General features: G+C 59.9%; 24 protein-coding genes. 7 read left to right on the forward strand and 17 right to left on the reverse strand.

Translation table 11 applies throughout. The features are described from left to right. Positions 1-263: 263 nt before the first annotated feature. The 3 genes from JW799_RS01615 to JW799_RS01625 are packed head-to-tail and all read right to left on the reverse strand — an operon-like array spanning position 264 to position 2,542. The gene (locus JW799_RS01615) at positions 264-473 is read right to left on the reverse strand and encodes a hypothetical protein (protein ID WP_080836333.1); all 210 of its coding nucleotides are present in this window, start codon (positions 471-473) and stop codon (positions 264-266) included. Continuing rightward, positions 470-1,375: a formyltetrahydrofolate deformylase gene (gene purU, locus JW799_RS01620; RefSeq protein WP_080836330.1), complete on the reverse strand. Its 906-nt coding sequence runs from the start codon at positions 1,373-1,375 to the stop codon at positions 470-472. Before purU ends, JW799_RS01615 begins: the two co-directional genes overlap by 4 nt. 36 nt (positions 1,376-1,411) lie before the next feature. Continuing rightward, the gene (locus tag JW799_RS01625) at positions 1,412-2,542 is read right to left on the reverse strand and encodes a deoxyribonuclease IV (protein WP_080836328.1); all 1,131 of its coding nucleotides are present in this window, start codon (positions 2,540-2,542) and stop codon (positions 1,412-1,414) included. A gap of 169 nt (positions 2,543-2,711) precedes the next feature. Here JW799_RS01625 and JW799_RS01630 point away from each other — a divergent pair, with 169 nt between their 5' ends. From JW799_RS01630 to JW799_RS01640, 3 genes are all read left to right on the forward strand, one after another. After that, complete coding sequence (locus JW799_RS01630) at positions 2,712-3,176, forward strand: DUF2621 domain-containing protein (RefSeq protein WP_080836326.1); 465 nt, start codon at positions 2,712-2,714, stop codon at positions 3,174-3,176. A 100-nt stretch (positions 3,177-3,276) separates the two neighbouring features. Next, positions 3,277-3,723: a hypothetical protein gene (locus JW799_RS01635; RefSeq protein WP_080836324.1), complete on the forward strand. Its 447-nt coding sequence runs from the start codon at positions 3,277-3,279 to the stop codon at positions 3,721-3,723. Positions 3,724-3,744: 21 nt separating this feature from the next. After that, a complete protein-coding gene (locus JW799_RS01640) occupies positions 3,745-5,169 on the forward strand; it encodes a DUF1731 domain-containing protein (protein WP_080836322.1) in 1,425 nt (474 codons plus the stop codon). A gap of 6 nt (positions 5,170-5,175) precedes the next feature. Here the strand turns inward: JW799_RS01640 and JW799_RS01645 are convergent, their stop codons facing one another. The 11 genes from JW799_RS01645 to JW799_RS28190 all read right to left on the reverse strand — a co-directional run bounded on the left by JW799_RS01645 (position 5,176) and on the right by JW799_RS28190 (position 15,959). Beyond that, positions 5,176-6,843, reverse strand: a complete 1,668-nt coding sequence (locus tag JW799_RS01645) for a DUF6382 domain-containing protein (RefSeq protein WP_205428390.1) — start codon at positions 6,841-6,843, stop codon at positions 5,176-5,178. A gap of 21 nt (positions 6,844-6,864) precedes the next feature. Beyond that, positions 6,865-7,368: an A24 family peptidase gene (locus JW799_RS01650; RefSeq protein ID WP_205428391.1), complete on the reverse strand. Its 504-nt coding sequence runs from the start codon at positions 7,366-7,368 to the stop codon at positions 6,865-6,867. Between the two features lie 71 nt (positions 7,369-7,439). Next, positions 7,440-8,387: a TadE family protein gene (locus JW799_RS01655; RefSeq protein ID WP_139787223.1), complete on the reverse strand. Its 948-nt coding sequence runs from the start codon at positions 8,385-8,387 to the stop codon at positions 7,440-7,442. Continuing rightward, on the reverse strand, positions 8,350-10,641 hold the full coding sequence (locus JW799_RS01660; protein ID WP_205428392.1) for a hypothetical protein: 2,292 nt from the start codon (positions 10,639-10,641) through the stop codon (positions 8,350-8,352). Before JW799_RS01660 ends, JW799_RS01655 begins: the two co-directional genes overlap by 38 nt. Positions 10,642-10,658: 17 nt before the next feature. Then, positions 10,659-11,354, reverse strand: coding sequence for a pilus assembly protein (locus JW799_RS01665; protein ID WP_205428394.1), 696 nt, complete (start codon positions 11,352-11,354; stop codon positions 10,659-10,661). After that, complete coding sequence (locus tag JW799_RS01670) at positions 11,341-11,547, reverse strand: Flp1 family type IVb pilin (protein WP_205428396.1); 207 nt, start codon at positions 11,545-11,547, stop codon at positions 11,341-11,343. Before JW799_RS01670 ends, JW799_RS01665 begins: the two co-directional genes overlap by 14 nt. Before the next feature lie 24 nt (positions 11,548-11,571). Then, positions 11,572-12,420 carry a type II secretion system F family protein gene (locus tag JW799_RS01675; RefSeq protein ID WP_205428398.1) on the reverse strand — a complete coding sequence of 283 codons (849 nt, stop codon included), beginning with the start codon at positions 12,418-12,420 and terminating at the stop codon, positions 11,572-11,574. After that, a complete protein-coding gene (locus JW799_RS01680; RefSeq protein WP_205428400.1) occupies positions 12,417-13,157 on the reverse strand; it encodes a type II secretion system F family protein in 741 nt (246 codons plus the stop codon). The genes JW799_RS01675 and JW799_RS01680 overlap by 4 nt, the downstream gene beginning before the upstream one ends. A 4-nt stretch (positions 13,158-13,161) precedes the next feature. Continuing rightward, on the reverse strand, positions 13,162-14,397 hold the full coding sequence (locus JW799_RS01685; RefSeq protein WP_245809743.1) for a TadA family conjugal transfer-associated ATPase: 1,236 nt from the start codon (positions 14,395-14,397) through the stop codon (positions 13,162-13,164). Further along, on the reverse strand, positions 14,391-15,506 hold the full coding sequence (locus JW799_RS01690) for a P-loop NTPase family protein (RefSeq protein WP_205428401.1): 1,116 nt from the start codon (positions 15,504-15,506) through the stop codon (positions 14,391-14,393). Before JW799_RS01690 ends, JW799_RS01685 begins: the two co-directional genes overlap by 7 nt. A gap of 180 nt (positions 15,507-15,686) precedes the next feature. Next, positions 15,687-15,959 carry a hypothetical protein gene (locus JW799_RS28190; protein ID WP_240353886.1) on the reverse strand — a complete coding sequence of 91 codons (273 nt, stop codon included), beginning with the start codon at positions 15,957-15,959 and terminating at the stop codon, positions 15,687-15,689. On the opposite strand from JW799_RS28190, the gene JW799_RS01695 reads away from it, so the two are divergent. After that, a complete protein-coding gene (locus tag JW799_RS01695) occupies positions 15,927-16,973 on the forward strand; it encodes a WD40/YVTN/BNR-like repeat-containing protein (protein WP_240353468.1) in 1,047 nt (348 codons plus the stop codon). The two genes, JW799_RS28190 and JW799_RS01695, sit on opposite strands and share 33 nt — an antisense overlap. Before the next feature lie 293 nt (positions 16,974-17,266). Beyond that, on the forward strand, positions 17,267-18,196 hold the full coding sequence (locus JW799_RS01700) for a J domain-containing protein (protein ID WP_205428403.1): 930 nt from the start codon (positions 17,267-17,269) through the stop codon (positions 18,194-18,196). 65 nt (positions 18,197-18,261) lie between these two features. Here the strand turns inward: JW799_RS01700 and JW799_RS01705 are convergent, their stop codons facing one another. Beyond that, positions 18,262-18,642, reverse strand: coding sequence for a hypothetical protein (locus JW799_RS01705; RefSeq protein WP_205428404.1), 381 nt, complete (start codon positions 18,640-18,642; stop codon positions 18,262-18,264). A 329-nt stretch (positions 18,643-18,971) separates the two neighbouring features. On the opposite strand from JW799_RS01705, the gene JW799_RS01710 reads away from it, so the two are divergent. Both JW799_RS01710 and JW799_RS01715 read left to right on the forward strand, forming a co-directional pair. Continuing rightward, positions 18,972-19,100 (forward strand): sporulation protein YjcZ, encoded by a 129-nt coding sequence (locus JW799_RS01710; RefSeq protein ID WP_080836291.1) that lies wholly within the window; start codon positions 18,972-18,974, stop codon positions 19,098-19,100. A gap of 172 nt (positions 19,101-19,272) precedes the next feature. Then, a complete protein-coding gene (locus tag JW799_RS01715) occupies positions 19,273-19,842 on the forward strand; it encodes a stalk domain-containing protein (RefSeq protein WP_080836288.1) in 570 nt (189 codons plus the stop codon). Between the two features lie 78 nt (positions 19,843-19,920). Here JW799_RS01715 and JW799_RS01720 read toward each other — a convergent pair whose 3' ends face one another. Beyond that, positions 19,921-21,309 (reverse strand): ComF family protein, encoded by a 1,389-nt coding sequence (locus JW799_RS01720; RefSeq protein WP_205428405.1) that lies wholly within the window; start codon positions 21,307-21,309, stop codon positions 19,921-19,923. A gap of 18 nt (positions 21,310-21,327) precedes the next feature. Beyond that, positions 21,328-22,236, reverse strand: coding sequence for a DNA-processing protein DprA (locus JW799_RS01725; protein ID WP_176220782.1), 909 nt, complete (start codon positions 22,234-22,236; stop codon positions 21,328-21,330). Positions 22,237-22,362: the final 126 nt, after the last annotated feature.

Here is a 22,362-nt window from a genome sequence, read left to right on the forward strand (position 1 = left end):
TCGTAAAAAACCTCCTTCTATATGTCGCATAGACGTTGAACGCCTGCGATAAATCACAAACCGAAACCAGGCACGGCTGCCGGTTTATCCCACCTATTGTACCACGGGGCGTCTGGTTTTACCACAACTTGTACGTACAAGCTGAGCATCGGCTCCGCGTCCGGAAACGGCCCGAGACTGCGCTCAAGGGCGCGCGACTGCGCCCCAAGGGCAAGGAAACTGCGCTTCAAGCGGCAGCGGCATGCGGGCGAAAGCGAAAGCCGCTACCGCCTAAGCTTCACTTCCAACTCGTCGCCGGCCTTAAGCGGCGGCAAATTCCGCTCCGCAAGCCGGCGATTGACGGCCGCATACAAATCCGCCATGTCGACGAAGCGGTCGTCGATGTACATGACCCATTCGTCATTCTCCACGTCGTAGGCTACCCGGCCTTCGATGACCGTTTGCTCCTCGCGCGTCGCCATAGCGAACGTCAAACGAAAGCGACCGTCTTGTTCTGGTACACGACCAGACGGTCCTCCGCATGCCACTTGACGGCGCGAGCCAGTACGATACGCTCGATATGGCGGCCGATTCGTTTCAATTCGTCGACGTCGTTGCGATGGCTGACCCGCTGAACGTCCTGCTCGATGATCGGTCCCGCATCGAGTTCCGCAGTCACGTAGTGCGCGGTCGCCCCGATCAGCTTGACGCCGCGGTCGTATGCCTGATGGTATGGCTTGCCGCCGACGAAAGCGGGGAGGAACGAGTGGTGAATATTGATGATGCGGTTCGGAAATTGCTCGATAAACTTGGGCGTCACGATTTGCATATAGCGCGCAAGCACGACCAGATCGATTTTTCCGGTAGCCGTCAGTTCCAATTGCTTGCGCTCGGCTTCCGCCTTCGTATCCGGAGTGACGGGGATATGATGATAAGGAATCCCGTAGGATTCGACCAGCCCGCGCATATCGTCGTGGTTGCTGATGACCATGGCGATGTCGGCGTTCAGATCGCCGGACTGCCATTGCCAAAGCAGCTCGAGCAGGCAATGATCCTCTTTGGACACCATCACGGCGATTCGCTTGTTCCGGCTTGCCCGATACACGCTCCATCGCATGTCGAACCGGTCGGCGACGCGCGTGAAATCCTCCTGCAGCGACGGCAGCTTCCGCTCCAGCTCGCTCAGGTCGAATTCGATCCGCATGAAAAACATGCCGCCCTCGGGGTTCATCGTGTATTGGTCGGATTGGATAATGTTGGCGCCCTGCTCGTACAAAAATTGCGAAACCGTCGCCACGATCCCCGGGCGATCCGGGCAGGAGATCAGCATGCGGGCGCGATTTTTGTTTTCTTCCCTTTGCCGGGCCTCCTGCGCCTTGTAAACGTTGAGACTCATCGATTACGCTTCCTTTCTATCGTTCCGTCTGCCGGATCAAACCTTGGCGAGCCATTCCTTGCCCGCAAGGCTTGCGGTCAAGCGATGGTTGATTTCTTCTTCCGTGTAGTCGGCGGACAGCACCCGGTTTTCGACCGCAAGGTCGTACAGGCGCTCCATCGGTTCGCGCGGATCGGCTTTGCGGGCTTTGGCGTCGGATTTGAGCAATTCCCACGTCTGCAGCACATACAGCCGGGGCACGATCTCTTCCCGTTCGAAAAAATGGTGCAGGCGCTCGACATCCTCCAAAAACTCGCCGCCGAAGCGCTCCTGGGCATTGCCGCGGAGCATGGCGATTTCGGTTTCGTACATTGGGCGCTCCTTCCCCGCGACCTTTCCGATCCACGGGGTTTCCAAAATAAACGGCTTGCCTTGCAGCGCTTCGTGATGCACGATCCGGTCGATCGCGTCGAAACCGATCCAGCCCGACCCGACCGGCGCGTGGCGGTCTTTGGCCGCTCCTTGCGGATTTTTGCTGTCGTTGATATGGACGACGGCTACGCGGTCGAGACCGACGATTTCGTCGAATTTGCGGATGACGCCGTCGAAATCGTTCACGATATCGTAATCGGCGTCGTGCATGTGGCAGGTGTCCATGCAGACGGCGAGGCGATGATTGTCTTCGACGCGCTCGATAATGGCGGCGATCTCCTCGAAGGTTCGCCCGATTTCCGAGCCTTTGCCGGCCATCGTTTCGAGCGCGATATTGACGTCCGTCTCCTTCGTTCCGCCGAGCACTTCGTTCAAACCTTCGGCGATGCGGTCGATGCCGTATTCGGGATCCTTGTCCGTGTACGCTCCCGGATGAAGAACGATATTTCGGACCCCGATATGATGCGTGCGGCGGATTTCCTCCTGAAGGAAATTGACCGCCAGCTCGAAGGTGTCGTTCTTATAAGAACCGAGGTTGATAATGTAGGGGGCATGAACGACGATCTCGCCGATGTCGGCTTCCGCCATCAGTTCCCTACCCTCGGGAATGTACAAGCTCTCGATCGGCTTGCGGCGCGTGTTCTGCGGGGCTCCGGTATAAATCATGAACGTGCTGGAACCGTAGGATACCGCTTCTTTGGCCGCCGTCAGCAAACCCTTGTCCGAAAAAGATACATGAGATCCGATTTTAAGCATTGAGCTGCTCCTCTCCGTATCGACGCCAAGCGCGGTGCCGTATCCGGACCGGTCCGGGCGTCCGTTTGGATCATCCCCTATTGTAGCGCGAACGTCGAAATAAATCTAGAAATGAGATATAATTTAACGATGAAGAATTCATGCGCGCTGAATACGAGGTGGTACGGCTATGAGAAACACGCCCGAATGGTTCATGTATTTCATCGGGTTTTGGACGATCGTGATGGTCGGCTTTATGTGCGTCGGCGGCTTTTTCATGTTCCGCAAATTTCTTAAAGTTCTGCCCAAGCAGGACGGCAAGTCGAAGCTGGATTGGCAGAACTATTGGGTGGAAAAAAGCCGGCCGCTATGGACGGAGGAATCGAAAGCGATGCTGGACAAGCTGGCTTCGCCGGTGCCGTCCGCGTTCCGCGATATCGCGAAGCATTCCATCGCTGCCCGAATCGGGCAGCTCGCCGTCGAAAGCGGCGCCAAGAGCGTCACGGAGGAGCATTGCATCGAAGGCTACATCCTCGCGACGCCGAAGCGGGACCACTCGTTTTTGGTCAGTTTTTTGGAGAAGAACGGAATCGACTATTCGAAATACCGGCATCTGATCGGCGACGTTTCGGAATCGCGGCAAGCGGTTGAATAATAGAAATAACGAAACCTTTGCGCTTGCGAGCCGTCTAACCTCATGAGGGCCTGTTTCGACAGCTCAGATCATCGACTAACTCCTGGAGGTGCTAGATCCTATGAAAAGATCCGGCAAACATTACGGCAAACAATTCGCCTGGTACGTCGCAATCCTGTCTCTGCTTATGGTAGCGGCGGCATGCAGCAATGAAAATAACGCAACGAACGCAAGCGGAACGCCGACGGCAAGTCCTTCCGCCAGTCCTTCCGCCAGTCCTTCCGCCAGCCCGTCTTCGGCTCCCGAATCGCCGAGTGCGAGTCCTTCGGACGAAGCTCCGGAATTGCTGGAAGCGACCGGCGAATATATCGGGCTGATGGACAGCCATTCGATCGAAATCGAAACCGAGGACGGCCCGACCGGCTTCCAAATCGACGAAGCGACGGCGGAGAAAGTTTCCGATTGGGAACAAGGCACGCCCGTACGCTTCGAATACCGTCAAGATACGCTGGATGTAGACGGCGAGCAAGTCAAGCAAAATACGATTCTTACCATTGAGAAGCAATAAAGCCAAAAAGGAGCGCAAGTCATGCGATTTTTGATTTGCGGCGGTACGGGGTTTATCGGCCGGGCGCTAGCCGAGGCCATGCTCGACCGCGGAGACGAAGTGTGGATCGTGACCCGAAAGCTGCCTGCGGCCCCGGCCGCGGGCTTTCTCTATGTTACCTGGGAAGAGTTGTCCAAAAACCCCGCCCGCTGGAACGGAATCGACGGCATCGTAAATTTGGCCGGCGAAACAATCAACCAGCGCTGGAGCGAGGATTCAAAACGGCGAATCCTCATTTCCCGAACGCAGGCGGCGATGCATGTCGCCGACATCGTCAAACGGATGCCCGTCCCGCCCAAAGTCGTCGTAAACGCTTCGGCCGTCGCGATATACGGGCATTCGTACAGCGCGACCAGCCGGGCGAAGGCGGCCTACGCACCGGTTTCGGACGACGAACCATCCCCGAACCCCCCTTCACGCCCGGAACCCGTTGCCGAAACGACAAACGGCCTTGCAGCAAAGGCATCCGAGGCCGTTTCGATGTCCGCGGAGCCGTATCCGGAAACGGGCGACGAGCCGCTTAAAGCCGCTTTCGGCGCAAGTAAAGCACCGGAATCCGAGAAGAACCTCCCCTCCGCCGAACCGTTGCCGGAAGAGCAGCCGGCGCAAAGCGTTTATGCAAACGGGATAAAAGGGTTTTCGCGGGTCCGTCCGTCCCGGATCGACGCAAACGAAGCCGCCGATGCCTGGCCCGGGTTGCCCTCCTCCGCGGAGAAGCGAAAAGAAGCGAGCCCGGCCGAAGCCCGGGAACATCCCGGTCCGGCCGAGGGGCATATCGAGAGCGGCGCCCCGAACGACGCTTCCGCATTCGCTCCGGACGCTCTTTCGGCGGCGGAAGAACCGGCGCAGCCCGCCGACTTCGCGCAATCGTTCATCGAAGAGTTGTTCGACGAAAACTCGCCCCCCGAACCGGCCGATTATCTCGGACGCGTCGTCGTCGCCTGGGAAGAGGCGGCGGATCAAATTCCGGTCGAACGGCTCGTCAAGCTGCGCCTGGGACTCGTGCTCGGTCGCAAAAACGGTTCGTTTCCGCTGTTAAGATTGCCTTACCGGCTCTTCGCCGGCGGAAGAATGGGCGCGGGAAATCAGGGAATGCCATGGATTCATCTGAATGACGTCGTGTCGCTTATTTTATTTTGCCTCGACAATCCCGATATCGAAGGCCCGGTCAACGCGGTCGCTCCGGATCCGGTTACGAACGACGACTTCGGCCGCATCCTGGGTGAAATTACGCGTCGGCCCCATTGGCTTCCGATCCCTTCCACCCTGCTGGAGGCCGCGCTGGGGGAAAGGGCGGAGCTTGTGCTCGCGGGTCAGATGGCATTCCCGCTCAAAGCGCTGGAACACGGTTTTGAATTCGCCTTCCCCAGGCTCGAGGATGCGTTGCGGGATTTGACCGCCCGCTGAGCCGGATCAACTTTCGTCGTATCGATAAACGGACGACGCGACTTGCAGGCTGTCGCCGTTTTTCAGCGGGTACGGCTCGTACGGCGTCATCGGCATGCCGTTAATCCAGCTTCCGTTGCGGGAACCGAGATCCTTCGCCTGCCAGAGTCGATCCTGACGGATTAATTCCAGGTGGGCCCGGGAGACGCCCTGCGTGTTATCGATCAGTTGGGCGGCCTCGCCGGATCTCCCGAGAACCACGGAGGGACCGCAAAGCTCGAATTTCACTTGCTTTCCGTCGGTTTCTTTGCATAAGTAAGCTTTGGCCTCCGCAGTTAACTCGGCAAGCATCGCGGTCTCCGCGCCGTTGCCGGACAGCCAGCTCGTCCGGTGCTCCGAATCGGGACGTTCTTCGGTCTCTCTGTCGATCAGGCCGAAGGAGAACGCGCCGGCCGCCCCGGTTTGCCGCTTTGGCGCCAGGCCGCCCGCCCCTTCGGCATCCCGATGCGAAGGTGCGGCGAAAGGCGCAAACCTTGATCCTCCGGCTTCCCTCGCGGCTGGACGAAATCCCTCCTCCATCTCTCTTTCGCTTTCTCTTTCCGAAAACGGCTCATCGAACGAGGAAGCCGTTTCCGCAGCGGCACGGCGCTCTTTTTTCCAAAAGGGCAAGCCGTTCCAGAGGAAAGCGCAAGCGCCGAAAGCCAGCAGCGTAAGACCCGCGGATAACGCCATATTTCGCGTTCCCGGCGAAGGCAAATACAAGAAACGCCACGCCAAGGCGGAAGCGAGCGCCGCGCATGCGGCGGCATACGTTCGAATCCGTCCGACGGGCATCGCTTCTTTTTCCTCGTTGCGCTTTTCGGGTCCGTTCTCCGCGCCCAGCAACCCGGATAAACTTTGCGGATCCTGCAGTTCGGGCTTAAGCCGCTTCAGCAAACCGCCGGGAACGGACGCGGGCTCCGAAGCGGCAACCGTTCTTCCGTTCGGGCGGGCAACCGAATCGGCGGAAGGGCCCCGATTGGACGCATCCCCGATGTTTTCCCGGTGCAGGCTTGCCGCCGCCGGGCGAGCCGGCCGCTCCTGCCGCATGCTCGAAGCGCTTTGCGGCTCCGGCCAAGCGATCGAACCCTCCGCCGCGATCTCCCTGGAACAACGGCGAAGCGCCGCCGGGGAAAAATCGGCCGATCCCGCGATTTGCAGCAGCTTTTTCATGGCGAGGCCGTCGGGACGGTCCACATGCATGAGCCAGCGAACGACCAGACGCTCGAGCGTCGCGGAAAAATCGCCCCCGGGCGCGCCCCTGAGGACCGGCAAATAAGTAAAAGATAGATCGTGCCCCTGCTCTCCGATAAAAATAAAATCGTCGGTCAACGCGAAACGCTCGCGATCCAGCATCATATCCTCGGCATTTTCCAGCATATCCGCCAAAGAACAGAAGGCGGACATCGCTTCTTCCATCGTCCAACGTCCCCCGCGCAGCGCCTGCGACAGCATCCGGCGTCCCGACAAAGCATACCGCAACGCGATCCTGCCGTTCAGTTCTTCCGTTTCGAGCTCGAGAAGGCCGGGCGCTTTACAGGCCCGCAGCATCGAGAGTTGGAGCGAATCCAGCTCGGAAATCCCGATCGGAGGTTCCCCTTCGACGATCATTTTATGGCCCCTTCCCCGTTCGAATCTGATTTTGTAACCGTCCATTTCTCCCCCTCCTTGGCAGAGCTAGGCGAATTGTCCCCACGTCAATACGGCGAACGCGGGAACCACCGCCAGCATAAACGGAAATTTGGCCGCTCCCTTGGCCGCCTCCAACGGGTGCCGTCCCCATGGCCAGGCTACGGCTTTGCCGATTTTTCTTAAGCCCGGAGCGCGCATCATGAGCAGCAGAGCCGCAATCCCTCCCGCAAAGAGGATCGACCAAAAGGCGAGCGCAAGCGCCTGCGCGACGCCGGTCCAAGCCCCGTAAGCGGCAAACCACTTGACATCCCCCCCGCCGATTCCCCGAAGCAGATACAAAACAAGCAGCGGCGCCATGCCGCACAGCAATCCCGAAACGGAGCTCCCCAATCCGTCCCAGCCTTGCGTCGAGCCGTGATAAACAAGCCCGGCCAAGGCGAACGGAACGGTCAGGACGTTCGGAATTTCCATTTTCCGCAAATCCGTCCAGCAAGCAATGAAAGTAAGCGTCGATACCGCGGCGAGCGCGACCGCTTCAACTAAGTCCATACCCGGCCTCCAACCGTTTGCGAAAATTCCGTACGATAGCCAAACGGAGCTGCCGCCTCGTAATTCGGCGGTCAAGCTTTGGCTCTGACTTCAAAGGTTTGCGTCAAAAGAGCGCCGCTTGCGGACCGCGCCTCCCAGGACCACTGCCCTGGCGTCGTGTTTCCCGAAACGTGCCACGTCCAGGTCACGACGCCCGATTCGTCCGCCGTCGCGGTCCCGAGATTTTTCGCCTGGCTCTCCCCGCTCTTGTAAACGACGGTAAGATCGACCTGCTGTCCCGGCTCGGTTCGCAGCCGCAGCGTCACCTTTCGGCCCCGCGTGACCGGATCGGGCGAAATGGACACAAAGGTCAGCGTTCCCGTTTCGGCCCCCGCTTCGGAGCGCCGGGCGGCAGATGGCGAGCCGCCGTACCATACCCGCTCCCTTGCCGACTCGCGAAGCAGCAGCGTTCGGCCGACGAACGGCACCTTGAACGGCAGCCGGTATTCCGCCTCGATCGTCAAAAACGCTTCCGCCGCATCATCGTCGTCCGGCAGCTCGACATTCACGACGTCCAAACGATCTTCCGCAAGTCCCGTCCCTTCCAGCTGCCGCTTGAGCATTTGTCCGAACGCCGCTCTGGCCGCGTTTTGTTCGAGCGACCATGAGCCGTCTGCGGCTTCCCTGGCCCATTCCGGCAAAGGGGAAGGAAGCCGCTCCCCGTACTCGGCCAGCGTCTCGCCGATCCCTTGCAGCTTCGCGGACCATTCTTCCGTTTTTTGATAAATGGGGGTCGACCTGACTTCATCGACAGCGAGCGCTATCGGATACCAGGCGGACGCGACTTGCCTGACGGTCTGCGATAACGCTCCGTGAAGCGACATCGCAATGATCGAAGTTTGAATCAGAAAAATGAGAAACAAGACCGTCAGCAAAAACATCGGCATGACAAGCGCGGCCTCGAGCGTGACGCTCCCTGCCGATCTCCGTTTTGCTCGGCCGTTACTGGTAAGCGTCGTCTGCCGTAAACTCGGCTTCATAACGGTTCCCTGCCACCTCTCCGCCCATCTGCCCTATTTTCCCCAACGCACCGGCCACGCCGGGAAAAAACCAAAGCCGCAGAGTTGCCCTTCCCGTGCCGCTAACATAGGTGTAAGCTTTTTGGAGCGTTAGTCCCGTATTTCGTTCGATAACGGCGATCATTCGGGCGATTTGCCCGGCGGACCCGCCTTGAAGCAAGTAAAACAAACGCAAGTAATCGGAGTATGCCGTCTCCGCCTTCAAAAATTTGGACAACAGGACCGTTCCCGAATCCAATAGCTGCCGGATATCCGCCACGGCATTCGCGACCGCGTACAGCAGTGCGCCCGCAAGCACGAGCAGAGGATGTCCGAGCGTCCGGCTTTCGATCAATCCCTCCATCGTCCGGATCGCCAGCCGGAGCGAGAATATTTCACCGTAAGCCGCCGCGATATTGCCGCCGGGATGGTTCAGCCCGTACAAAATAAACTCGGCCTCCTGCCGCTCCGGGCTCGTCGCCCCCTCCCCCGTTCCGGCGAGCAGGGCCATGACCTCCGCATGATCGGAGATGGAAAAACGGGATATGGCATACTCGGCAAAATATAACGTGTCCCTGGCGTTCAATGCCGCTTCGGTCAAGGCGCTAAGCCACCCTTCCGCGGCGCCGACGGCTTCGTCCCTCCCCTGCGAAGGATCTCGCGAAGGGACGGGTTCCGTCCGGCTGTCCTCCGCTTCGTTCCACGCCAGGTTGCTTTCGTAAAGCTCCGTCAGCTCGGCGAACGCTTCCCGATCCGCGGAAGTGCCCCCGATGGCGGCCAAGCCGCCAAGGAGAGAGCGGGCGGACTCCCACTGGACGGCGGCTTCCGATTCCATCCGCTTTCGCTCCTTGTCCGCGGAATTCAATTGATCCAGCCGATCCCGCCTCGCCTTCAAGACGGAGCCCGAAGACCCGTATCGGGAACGGTAATGCGCGCCCGAAGACTGAAGACGCTCCGCCCAGCTTCTCAACGTTACGCCAAGTCCGGATGCGTCCGGCGCGGAAGCTGCCGTCTCCCCGAAAGCTTCCGCCGCCGCCGCGATTTCCGAGGCATCCGCTTGCTGCCCGTTCAATTCGCCCGCGTAATCGGCAAAAAAGCCGTTGTCCATAACCAACTCGTCCGCCGATTGCCGAAGCTCCCTCAGCGTCTCGCTCGCCTCCTTCCCGATTCCGCCGGCTCCGGCACCCGCGCCGACCGAACCCGAAGCTTCTTCCGCCGAATCCGAGGCGTTCGCCGCGATTTCGCGCATTTCCTCGTTCGCCTCTTCCGCAGCGCGCAAAGCCTCTTTCGCCGCTTCGAGCGCTTCCCATGCCTCTCGTTCCGCCTTGCGCAGCTTGTCCGGCAAATCGGACGCGATTTCCGCCATCCCGGAAGCGTATGCGTTCGTCGCCGCCGTATGCATCGCCCCGCCGGCAGGATAAGGCTCGCGAAACGGCTTTCCTTCCGCTGCCGCCGCCTCGCGGCGGCTGTTCCATTGCGCGACCGCTTCGCCGTGCGCCCGGCTGCGTTCCTCGTCCTCCATACGTTTCGTCCAGTAATCCGGATACATCAGCGCCGCGTCCGCGATGTCGGCGACATCTCTCGCCGGCCTTGTCCCCGACATGGAGACGGCCGGATCGGGAACGTAGCCCGCCATCGCTTTCTCCAGCTTTTCTCCCGCTTCCTTCTGGCGCTTCAGAACTTCCTCCAGAGCGGCTTGCCGGCGGTCGTAAGCCTTCCGCATCTTCTCCAGCACGTCGACCGTCCGCTTCGTCTCCTTCATCGCTTCGTCCACGCCGCGAAATCGCGACAGCAGCTCGATCGTCAAATCGATCGGAGCCTTGTACTTCATGTCCTCCAGCACCTGTCGGCGAAATACGTCGTGCGAAGCGAGCGGACGGCTTTCCGTCACTTCCGAGCCGTCCCACCTCGCATCCAGAAACCGGAACGTCCGCGGGCCGTCCTGCTCCAGATTGCCTTCCAGCGTTCGGCGAAACACATCGTTTGCCGGCTCGCCTCCCCGGATAAACAAGCCGTACCGGGCATATACTCCCGGATCGAAGGAGGACAGGACCGAGCGGGCGCCCGATTTCGCCGCGAGCTCGGCCTGCTTGCGAAAAGCGGCTACCCGGGCGAAATCGATCAGCAGGCCGTTCAGCAAAACGAAAGCCGCCGTCGCCGCGATAAAATAAACGGAAACGGCTCCTTCCGCGCGTTTTCTTCGGCCGGCGTCTTGTTCCTTTCGTTCCCACGGCAAGGGTTCCCCCTCCTCTCTTATTGGCTCTTTCGCTCTTCCAGGACGCCGGCGGCCTGTTTGCGGTAGGCGGCCGCTCCGCCCGCCGCGTTCCGGATTTTCACCGAGTAATAGCGGAGAAGATCGATTGTCCGCAAAAATTCCGCCGGCTCCACGATCGCCGCGGATGCCTTCATGCCGAAAACCGTCGTGCCGTTAAAACGGCGAAGCGGTTCCGGGGCCAGCTCGCTTTGCGCGGCGGTCGCGATTTCCCGCCATATCACCGAGTTTCGGTAGCTCATCTCGCCCGTGGCGGCCGAATCGATCGTCTCCGCGGAAGCGGAAAGCTTGCGGAGCGCGAGGTTTCCTTCGTCCGCCCCTGCTTCGGCGGGAAGCGGTACGCCGGAGTCCGATTCCGCGACGGCCTGTCCGAACAGTCCGGCCAACAAACGATCGTCCGTCAGGCGCCAATACAAACCGTCGTGAACTCCGTTCGGATAAGCTCCGGTTCGGAACTCCTTGTTCGAATTCGACCAATTGAAAGCGGCCCTCTCCCCCGCTATCGAAACGTTATAGTACAATATCGCGCCCTGGGCGATGAAAATGGCGAAAAATAGCGCGACGAACGTAAGCATCATGATGATCGGGACGACCATGGAAGCTTCCAGCGCAAAGCTGCCGGAGCTGTCCAGAAGGCGGCGGGGGAACGGAAGGCGTCGTTTTTTAAGAGAAGACATCTTCCGATTTCGTCTCCACTTTGTCAAAGAGCGAATTCAGGAATTCCGTAATTCTTTCCCTGAACAACACCACGATGACGATGATCACGGCGGCGATCAGCACGATTTCCAGGGTTCCCAGGCCCTCTTTGTTTCTCCAAAATGCCGTTAGCCACTTGGCGCCGGCGCGCTGCATTCGTCTTGTCAAGCTCATTTCGAAATTCCTCCTCCATCGTTTTCAGATCGACATCATGAACATAGCCGGCGTGCCGACGAGCACCATCACGATCAAAAAAATCAGCACGAGCGGGAACGCCATTTTGGAGGACGCCTGTTCGCCCAGCGTGCGTGCGACGGCTTTCCTTCTCTCCCAAAGCGTCTGGGACAACTCCCTCAACGAGGAAACGAACGTCTCGCCGCCCCGCTTCGCGTTCGTCAGCAGCGTCGAGGCGAACATTTTCGCTTCCGGCACGGCGCAGCGCCGACCGAACTCTTCCATCGCGATCGCCATCGTCTCGCCGCGCTTCATCGCTTCGAGCGCCGATCTCAGCTCCGCGTAAAGCGGATGCCCGTCAGCCGCCTGCCTCTGGACGCAGCGTTCCAGCGCCCGCATGACGTTTTCGCCGGCATTGACCATCAGCAGCAGCCGATTCAGCAGCTCGGGGAGCTCCAGCACGATCGACTGGCGATGCCGGTTCACCTTTTCTTTCAATTCCCGCCATCGCAGCAGCGGCATCAGCGCGGCAACGACCGCGCCGAACGGAACGAGCTCCGGGCTCTCGGCCGCGATGCCGAGCAAGCCGACGGAAAGAAAAACCGCATAGGACAACCCAAGAGCTTCCGCCGCCCAGCCGATTAATCGTTCTCTTGTGCACGCCCCGCCATGGAGCGCCGCCAGCGCCGCTTGCGGACGCTGCAGCAAGCCAAGCAGATGCCTGTAGATGGGGGGACGGTTCAAAAGCCGCGCCATCGGAGCCGCGAGAAGGTTCCGCTTCCCGCCCCCGCGGGCGGTTTTCAAAGCTTGCAGGTGCAGCAGCAAATAGACAAGACCGAAGAGGCTCCAAACTGAGATTGCGGCCGCCATCATATCCGGATATCCATCAAACGCGCCATCCACCAGCTGATCAGCCCCAGCAGCGACAAGCAGGCCGTCAGCACCACCCAACCGATGCCCTGCCGCAGGGCGGACATATAATCGCTGGCGATAACCTGCAGCAGAAAAACAAACCCAAACGGCATCGCCATCATCAGCTTCGACTCGAGTTTTTTCTGCGCGATCAGCACCGTCACTTCCTGCTCCACCTCCATCTTTTCGCCGATAAGACCGGCCGTTCTCCGGACGACTTCGACGAGATTGCCCCCTGCCCGCTTGCAGATCTGGAAAGCTTCCGCGAAGTTCCGCACCTCTTCCAGCCCGCTTCGCTCGGCAAAATCGGCAAGTCCCGCTTCGAACGGCTCGCCGTTACGAAAGCGGATGACGATCGCCCTGATTTCCCGAAGCAAATCGGCGTTCGGATCCCCGATCAGCATGGCGACATCCTGCTCCAGCACCGAAAAGGCGTTCTCCACCGACCTTCCTGCCGACAGCAGCGCCGACAAAGCGCCGAGCGCTTCTTTGAAATGGCGGCGAAGCTTGTCCAGTCGCTGCCTGCGAAGCTGCTCCCGCAGCAAGCGAGGCCCCCCCATTCCGCACAAGGCCGCCGCCAGCGCGACATACGGATTGCCGTAAAGCATCCATGCGGCTCCAAAGCCAAACAGGCTCCCGGCGCCAATCGCCGCGAGCCGCTGCTTGCGGCTTAAAACGTAGATCCGGTAATCGGTCAAAAGCTCACTCTCCTTCCTCGATTCCGGCAAACCTCAGCTTCCGCACGTTCGCCAACGGGGCGATTCGCGCAAGCATCCCCTCCTTCGGGCCTCCTCCTTCCGTTCCTTCCTCGAACCGAAACAGCGTGCGCAGCTTCACCTCCCCGTCCTTCATGCCCTCCATTTCGCATATTTCGGCCACCCTCCGGGAACGGTCCCGAAACCGGCTCAAATGAACGACGATATCGATCGCGGAAGCGATTTGCTGCCGAACGACCGGGACGGGCAAATCCGCGCCGCTGAGCACCATCGTTTCGAGCCTCGACAGCATGTCGCGGGCGCCGTTGCTATGACCGGTGCTCAAGCTTCCCTCATGCCCCGTATTCATCGCCTGCAGCATATCGAGCGCCTCCTCCCCGCGAACTTCGCCGACAATGATCCGGTTCGGCCGCATCCGCAGCGAAGCCCGGATCAGCTCGCGCATCCCGATGCGGCCCTTGCCCTCGGTATTGGCGTTACGGGTTTCGAGCGACACCAGATTGGGCACGCCGCGAATTTGCAGCTCGGCGGCGTCCTCGATCGTAATGATGCGCTCGTCCTCCGGAATCCATTGCGCAAGGGCGTTCAGGAACGTCGTTTTCCCGGAGCCGGTCCCGCCGCTGATAAAGATGTTGTACTTCGCCCGCACCAGGCGCCGGAGCAAATCGGCCGCCTCCTCGCTGACGGAGCCGCGGGCGACCAGATCGGCCATGGCGGGAGGCTGCCGGGGAAACCGGCGGATGGTCACGATCGGACCTTTAAGCGAAATCGGAGGGAGAACGACGTGCACCCGGGATCCGTCGTCCAACCGCGCGTCCACGATCGGCGACGACTCGTTCACGATCCGATTGACGCTGCCGACCATCGCCTGAATCAAATCCTCCAGCCGCTCCCGGCTTTCGAACTGGATGCCCGCGGGCGCCAGCTCCCCGAATCGCTCGACGAAAATATCCCCGTGCCCGTTGATCATAATTTCCGTAACGTCCGGATCGTCGAGCAGCGGCTGAAGGGCGTCCAGCCCCCGAAACGAATGGTAGAGCCGGCTTACCGCCGCCGCCCGTTCCGCGGCCGTCATCCTTTTCGCCTTCTCGTGCCGAAACAGCTCCCTTTCGATCAAATCCCGCAGATCGTCGTCCGACAAAGAGGCGTCCCAGGCGAGCTGCGCGCGGACCGCTTCGCGGAGTTCGCCGAGCTCGGCGGAAGACAGCCCCGAAGTCACCACCTTCCCGCACCGCCGACGCTGCCCGCTCCGGAATTCGCAAATCCCCACTCGTCGAGAAGCTTGTCGACCGCTCCGCCGAAAACCGGAGAAGCCAGCCATTGTTCCGGATCGTTCACCGTCTTCCACTGCGGGATATAGGGGAGCCGGCCGGCCGGCTCTCCTCCCGGCAACCGCCAACCGTTCCTCATCGCTCCGGAATATTTGTTCACCACGAAAGCCGTATGCCCGCGATCCGCCGGGAGCTTGTCCCGCCAATGCCGGACCAGCTTCTCCGTCTTCCGCATGCTGAGGACGTCGTCCAGCACGATCCATGCCACGCGGTCGCTGGCGTTAAGCAGCTCCAGATGCCAGTCTCCGCACCCGCAGTCGGGATCGGCCACGATCAGGTCGTATTTGCCGTGCGACCGGATGGCGGCGACCAGCTCGCGAAGCTGCTCCGCGGACATCGCAAGCCGCTCGCCCGGATGATCCGGAGCGTCCAGGTAATCGAACCGCAAACGCTCGTCGTTTCTTCTGAGGCGGCCCCACTCCTCCGCCCCCCGGTCCGGCCGGGCGCGCATCGCGTACAGCAGCCTCGACAAGCTGTCGGGCTCTCCGCCGCGCCATAAAACGTCCGATGCGTTCAGAGCTTCCAGATTCAAATAAAAAACCCGCTTCCCCCGCTCGCCCGCCAATCTCGCGATGTTGAGCGCCAGCGCCGTTTTCCCGCAGCCGCCGGAAGCCGAAAACACCGTGAGCAACGACGCGCCTTCGATTGACCCGCCCCCTTTCTCTTTTCCGCCGCGCGCGAACGCCGTCAGCTCGGCGCGAATGCGGGACAAAGGCTGGTAGGCCGCGATTTCGGGAGCCCCTTCGCCCTCCCCTTCGGCCTCCGCCAGGGCAACGATCCGGTCGCCCCATCTCCCCATATCGGCCTTCGCCCGGAGCTCCCGGATAAACGAAGAATGAAGCAGCAGCAGCTCCGGTTCCGGACGTTCTTCCAGATGGCGAAGCAGCGCGATTTCTTGCGTAAACGTCGCGATCCGCCACCTCGGCTCGCTCTCGCGCAAATAGCGAGAAAGCTTGTCGACATACTGCAGCTCGGGCGCGGCCAACACCAATCGCAGCAAACAAGTCCCTCCCTTCGTCTTGCGGAAAACGCAAAAAACCGCAACCCCCGATGCGAGATCATCGGAAATTGCGGTGCTTCCGCCAAGCGTATTCAACGTATTTCCACTTTACCACGGCTTCCGTTGACGGTCAATGCTTCCACGAACAAAATACGGAAAATTTACTCCCTATTGGGAAAGCTACATAGCGGAACGAATGCGATCCCCCGATCCCCCATTCCCAGAGCGCCCCCGCGCGGAAAGGAAAATGAACATGCTTAAACATGCCGCAATCCCGATCGCCGGCTGCTTGCTGGCCGCGCTCGCTTTCGTTTGTGCCCCTTCCGCTTCAACCTCGACGGTCGCGGCGCAAGCCGCTTCCTCCGCTTCCGTTTCCGCTTCCAACGCCCCCTCGGGCGCCGAAACGGCCACCCCCCGCGGCTGACGCGCGTCCAATTCGTCGATTCCGAGCATGGCTTCGCTGCCGGAACCGCCGAAGAAGACGCGACGAGCCGCCTGTGGCGAACCGCCGACGGAGGGAGGACGTGGGCGTCCTTTCCGATCGAAGAAGGAATGCGCGAGGCAACCTTTTCGTTCGCGGACGAGAAAAACGGCTGGGCAATCGGCCCGAGCGAATGCAACCAAGCCGGCGGCGACGTTCTGTGCGGCCGGATGACGATCCTGCGCACCGAAGACGGCGGCCGGTCCTGGCGCGGCCAGTGGACGGTCGCGGACCCGAGAGCCGGAGGCGACGCCGAAATCCAGGCGGTCGACCGCGACACGGCATTCGTTCGGGTTCGCTCGGCGATCGGCAAAACGACCGACGGCGGCAAAACCTGGCTGGACGCCTCGATCGAAAATGCCGAAGAAGCCGCGCCCTATCATATTTCATTCGCGGACGCCGCCACCGGCTACGCCGTCGGCCGGCTCGGAACCGAATGCCCGGATCCCGGCCTCGTTCCGTCCGATTTCGACGCGGATTGCCGCGCCGCCGTCTGGAAAACGAAGGACGGCGGCCGGAGCTGGACGCTTCAGCGCCGAGCCCCGAAGCTCGGCGGCGAATGGACGCCCGCGGCCGTGCAGTTTGTCGACGCTGGCAAAGGCTTCGCCTTGTTCGTCAATCCCGAGACGCGCGGATCGCTCCTGTATGCGACGGACAACGGCGGCGTCCGCTGGAAGCTGCGCAGCGACAAGCTGCCGGGCATTCGCCCCTATCCGGCCAAGCTTGCGTTCGTCTCGCCCCGCGTCGGATACGTGCCTTTGCGGACGGGCGCAGGCCCGGTAGAAGGCGGTTTGATGAAAACGACAGACGGCGGCTCGACCTTCGTCAAGCTGGAAGATCCTCGTCTCGTCAGCGTCGAGGATGCCGACTTTCTCGACCCGCAGACCGGTTGGATCGTCGCCATGACCCCCGACCGGCCCGGGTCGACGCTCCTTCTCGGAACGAAGGACGGCGGCGCTTCCTGGACCGATTTCACCCCTCGTTGAAGAAGAAAAACCGCCGCCTAACTTTCGGCGCCCGCCCCGGCCCGGTCCCGGGGCAGGGCAATGCATTTCCGTCGAATCGTGGCGATGATCGGCCATCGCAAGCCTGAATCCGGGGCCGGATTTCCCCTTGCAGCCATTCGGCATGAAACAATCCGGTCGTTCCCATCGTTTTCCCGACCCCGATGGTTGCGCCCCCGCCCGTCCGCCCGCTCCGCAAACCTCGGCGGCGAATTTGTGGAACCGCTTTATAGATTGTATACTTATTTATAACATGAAAAATAGAGGGTGACCCGATGGAAAGCTTGAAACAGGCTTACGAAGTACTGGGACTTTCGGAGGATGCGACGAAGGAAGAGCTGGAACACCGCTATTACTTGCTGATGCGGCGGCTGCGGGCGCAGAAAATGCGAGAAGCCTCGGAAATTCCCGACGGCGAACGGCTCGACGAGGATGCCATAACCCGAGCCTACCGCTTTATCCTCGATTACGAGAAGGAGCAGGAAAGCCAGGCGTACATCGAGCAGCACTACGGCAAAAACAAGGCGAAAGCCGAACGAAAGCTGAAGCGGGAGCACTTTTTCCAATACTATAAGTTTCATATCCTGGGCGCCATTCTCGTGCTCGCTCTTATCGGTTACGGCATAAACAGCTATATCGATCACCGCGAGGAGCAGCGTAGGCTCGCCAGCCTTCCTCCCGCGAGCCTGTCGGTCATGTTTTTCGGCGAATATTTTTACGGCGAGGGCTTCGGCAGCGATACCGAGCCGCTCGCGGAAGATATCGTCGCCCTTTTCCCCGATTGGCAGCGCGTCATCGCCGGACTGACCTACGTGCCTTCCGAAATCCGCAGCGAGCAGGATATGGCCCTCATTCAAAAAAGCATGATCACCATGATCGACGATAAATCGGATTTATTCATTCTGGACAGGGACAACTTTTCGAAGCTGGCCAAGCAGGAAGCGTTCCTGCCGCTCGAGGAAGCCGCCGGCGAGGCGATCCGGCCGCTGCTGGATACCGATGCCGCCGTTGCGGAGACGCTGGAGCCGGGCCTAAACGAGGAAGATGAACAACCGGAAGAGCACGTCTACGGCATCGATCTGAGCGATACCCCGATCGGCGAAACGCTCGGCATTACCGGAAACGAATTTATCGCGGCGATTCGCGCGACCGCCGAACATCAGCAAAACGCCGAAGCGTTTATCGCGTATTTCGCAGCGCAATAAAAGAAGCCCGAAGGCGATGTGACGCCTTCGGGTTTCTCCGTTTTTCGGCCTTCGCGGCTTTACGCTTATTCGGCGGCCGGCAAGGTGACGCCGTCCGTCACGCCGGAATCCGTGCCCTGAACCGGCAGGTCGCCCGCTTCCGCCGGCGTCTCGCCTGCGCCGATCGCTCCGGCATCGGCTTCCGCGTCTTGTTCGGCGGCCCCTTCGCCGGCCGTCCCTTCAGCCGCGCCGTCCGTCGCTTCGCCGGAAGCCCCGTCATCCAGGCTGCCTTCCGTCTCCATATCCGTTTCCTCATCCAATCCCGTATCCGTCGGAGCTTCTTCTTGTATCGTGCCCGTATCGGTTACGCTGCCGCCGTTCCCGTTATCGCCGTTCGACGAGCAGCCGGCGGCGAATGCCAGAAAAGCCGCCAACGCCAACATGATGGACCATCTGTTGAATTTCATCCGATATGACCTCCTTGAAATTTTTGCATGTATTGTCGCGAGTTGCTCCCGCAGTCTCCGGTTGAGCTATCGCCTCCCTCCCGCTACGATAACGGTACCCGCGAAACCTTAGCGCTTCCTTAAAAAAAGGCGAATATGAACGATCCTTCATTATTTTTACATTTTTCTCATCGGATCTTTTTCCGTCGCCCGCTTGTCTTCTTTCGGCCAAAATGCTTGTGCGCTCGCGGATATTTGCCGATCCGGGCGCCTGTACTGTCGATCTGCTTCCCCGCACATAGATTAACAGGGTGATATTCATTCACAATAATCAAACGGTGGTGATTGCCATGAGTTATCCCGTTGGAGGCGCTGCTTGCGAAGGTCCCAAGTACGGCGGCATGGGCGCAGCCGCGTTCGCTCTTGTTCTCTTCGTTCTGCTTGTCATCATCCTCAAAGCAGGCTACGGCGGCTACTGAGTTTTCGTTTTAAACGGTTTATCGGGCATCGCGCCGACAGGGCGCGATGCTTTTATCTTTTTTAGGCCGTAACCCCCGTCCCGAATCGCCGGATTCCATACGAACGTAGGAGGGCGAACGATGGCCTGTCGTGGTATAATGGACAACACACCGCAAAAAGGAGCTGATTTTGTTGAAATCCGCACGCATGCTCGTTGTCGGCGTTCTTGCCGGCATTTTGCTCGCCACGGCAGGCTCCGCGTTCGGCGCCTCCGCATGGAAAGAAGTAACCGCGCTGCTGCGGCCCGATTTCGTCGTGAAAATAAACGGAAAAACGGCGGACTTGTCCAACGATCCTTTGACCTATGACGGGACGACATATATTCCGCTCCGCGAAGCCGGGGAGTTGTTCGGTTATGATGTCGGCTACGCGAACGGTACGATTACGCTGAAAGACAGAGACGCATCCGCGGGCGGCGGCACGGAAGAAGGCATCGACTCGCAGGATTGGGTGGCGCTGGACGACACGGAGGCTTTGGGGATAAAAGCGGAGGTCGGCGAGCTCAGCGGAAACAGCATTTACAACGGGCTCACCTTGTCCGGCAACGGGATTACCGTCGAAGTGCCGCAATTCCGGCTGGACACCTCTCCGGGCGTAGCCGTTCATTCGTTGACGGACGGCGGAAAAATTACCATTAAATACGCCGACGGGAAAGCGTACTTATCGATCAAAAGCCTGCGCGAGCTGAAGCTGGTTTCCTGACGGACGCCCGCAAACCGCCTGCATCCGGTATTGAATCCGGGTGCGGGCGGTTTTTTTCGCGCGTACGGCGCAAGGTTGTCATTTCTTTGATTTCAGGATTTCGACGATTTCCGCATATCCTTTTTTCCTTGCGATATCGAGCAGGCTGTCGCCCATAGGGTCGCGGACGTTCAAGTTGAATCCCATGCCCGCCATTTTGCGAACCGCCTTGCTTCGTCCTTCGCGAACGGCTTGAATGATCGCTTCTCTTCGCTTATTCGAATGGAACGCCTTCACCTTGTTCTCAAGCATTTCTCCCGGGAAATCGGACTCAAGCGCCGCAAACAAAACCTCGTTCGTCAACGATTCCGGACACGCGTTTATGTAATCTTTCACAATTCGATCGTGCTTCGCCATGAGAGCCTGAATCAGAGGCTCGAAATCCGCAAGGCGGGTTCCTTCGCCCATCAGCCGCCGAAACGACTGCTCGTCTCCCGTTCTCACTGCCGTCGCAAGGCGGCTTTGCCGGTCGAGCTCCCGTTCCGCGCGACGCTGCGTTTCCAGCTTCTCCTCGGCCTTTCTTTCCGCCTCTTCCTGCTTTCTCTTTTCGGCGCGCGCTTCCGCTTCTTTGGCCTTTTGCTTCACATACTCGCCGTATTCCGGGGCATACGCTTTTCTCAGCTTGCCGTTATCGAACAGATAAAATTGTTCGACCGCGCCGGCTTTGACCCTTTGGGTCAGGGGCATGCCCGCGCTTTCGGCGGTTATCGCTCCGAGCTCCAGCAATTGAGGCGGATGTTCCCCCGCGGTCGACAGAATGGCGAGCGCCAAAACGTCCGCGGCCCCGCCCTCCAGCAAACGCTTCTTGGAAGCCGACATCGTATAGCCGGTCGTAATGATGTCGTCGAGAAGCAAGATCCGTTTATTTACGATTGCGGACGAATCCGTCAGACGGATCGAGCCCGCCGAGGCCTTGCGTTCCCCGGAACCCGAAGTTTTGGACGCCTGCCCGTTTTTTTCGAGCACTTTGAAATACGGAATCGACAAGCTTTGGGAAACCTTCTCCGCAATAAGCTCGAGCGGCTGCGTCGCCCGGATTTGGCTGGCGGGGCATGTGACGATACCGTCGATTTCGCGGCGGATCCCCGTTTTCAGGATGAACCATTGAACCGCTCCCGCGAACAAAGCGGCATTGGCGTGACGATAATGGTATTTCATTTCGATTATCGCCTTGGTCAACGTATCGTTATGATGGAGTTCCCGATCGGCCGTCAACGGAAAATATAAAGATAGGGCAAACGCTTCTCCTTTTGCAAAATACGGCCCCCGGATCAGCTTTTCGATGTCCTCGGGCGGAGAAGGCGTCAACGTCCGTTCTTTCCTCTTGCCGTTCAACGCGTCCAGCGCATGGCCGACCGCCACCCCGGCCGCGGTTCCTGCGGGTCCGAATATCGTTCCGATCGCCCCGCCGATCAATTTGCCGAGCATTGCAGCGCCTCCATGTCTTCACCTAGAAGTAATATGCGCAACGAACGAATCCAGACTGCCGCGATCAAACAGAGGCACCGCTTTGCCCTGCCCGATCAGGTATCGGTTGCCGGCAGCCTTTTCGTTGGATTTTAAAAACTTTCGCGGATGGTCGAAGCAGCCCAGCCCTTTTCCCTGTTCCAGACAGAAGCCGACGGTATGCATCGTTCCTCCGGTTATGCCGGTTTCGATGACGATCAGCCCGTCCGCAAGACCGACCTGCAACCGGTCCCGTTCGACGTACATGTTGCTCTCCGGAACCGATCCGAGTTTGTACTCGCTAAGCAGGCAGCCGCTTCCGGTCTCGATTTGGCGCGCCAGTTCCCGATTTCGGAACGGATACACCATGTCGAGCCCGTGAGCCAGCACCGCCACCGTCCTGCCGCCGGCAGCAAGGCAGCCTCTATGCGCATGCTCATCGCACCCAAGCGCCAGGCCGCTAACGACGGCCAAGCCGCTGCGAGCCAAGTATTCGCCGTATTTGAACGCGATCCGGGCGCCGTACTCGGACGGCGAGCGAGTCCCCGCCACCGCCGCCGAGGCTGGAGCCTGAAGGCAGTCGATGTTCCCCTTGGCGTACAGCAGAACCGGGGGCTTGGGAATCGTTTTGAGCCTTGCCGGAAACGGCTCGTCAAAAAAACCGAGCGCCCGTATTCCGAGAGCGGCGCATTGCTCCAATTGACGGACCGCCCGCTCGCGGGCCGACGCGAGACTGCCGTAGTCCGGCGCCGGCAGTCTTTTCAGACAGCTTTTGCACGCAAGCATCGCTTCGTACAGATCGCGCAAATCGTTCACGGGACCGTCGAGCAGCCCCAGCATTTGACGCACCGTGGCCTTTCCGACCCTCGGCAGCTCCAGCAGCGTCATGATCTGAAGCGTATCCAGCATGCGTTCACCTGTTTCCTTAACCCGTCTAAGCTCTATGCGGTTTATTCTACCATGCGCGGAAACTTTTTTTCTGCGTCTCCGCACAAAAAAACGCCAAAGTTTTCTTAAACTTTTGGCGAGGATGCT

Origin of the sequence: Cohnella algarum (assembly GCF_016937515.1) — a bacterium.
GTDB classification, from domain to species: Bacteria; Bacillota; Bacilli; order Paenibacillales; family Paenibacillaceae; genus Cohnella; species Cohnella algarum.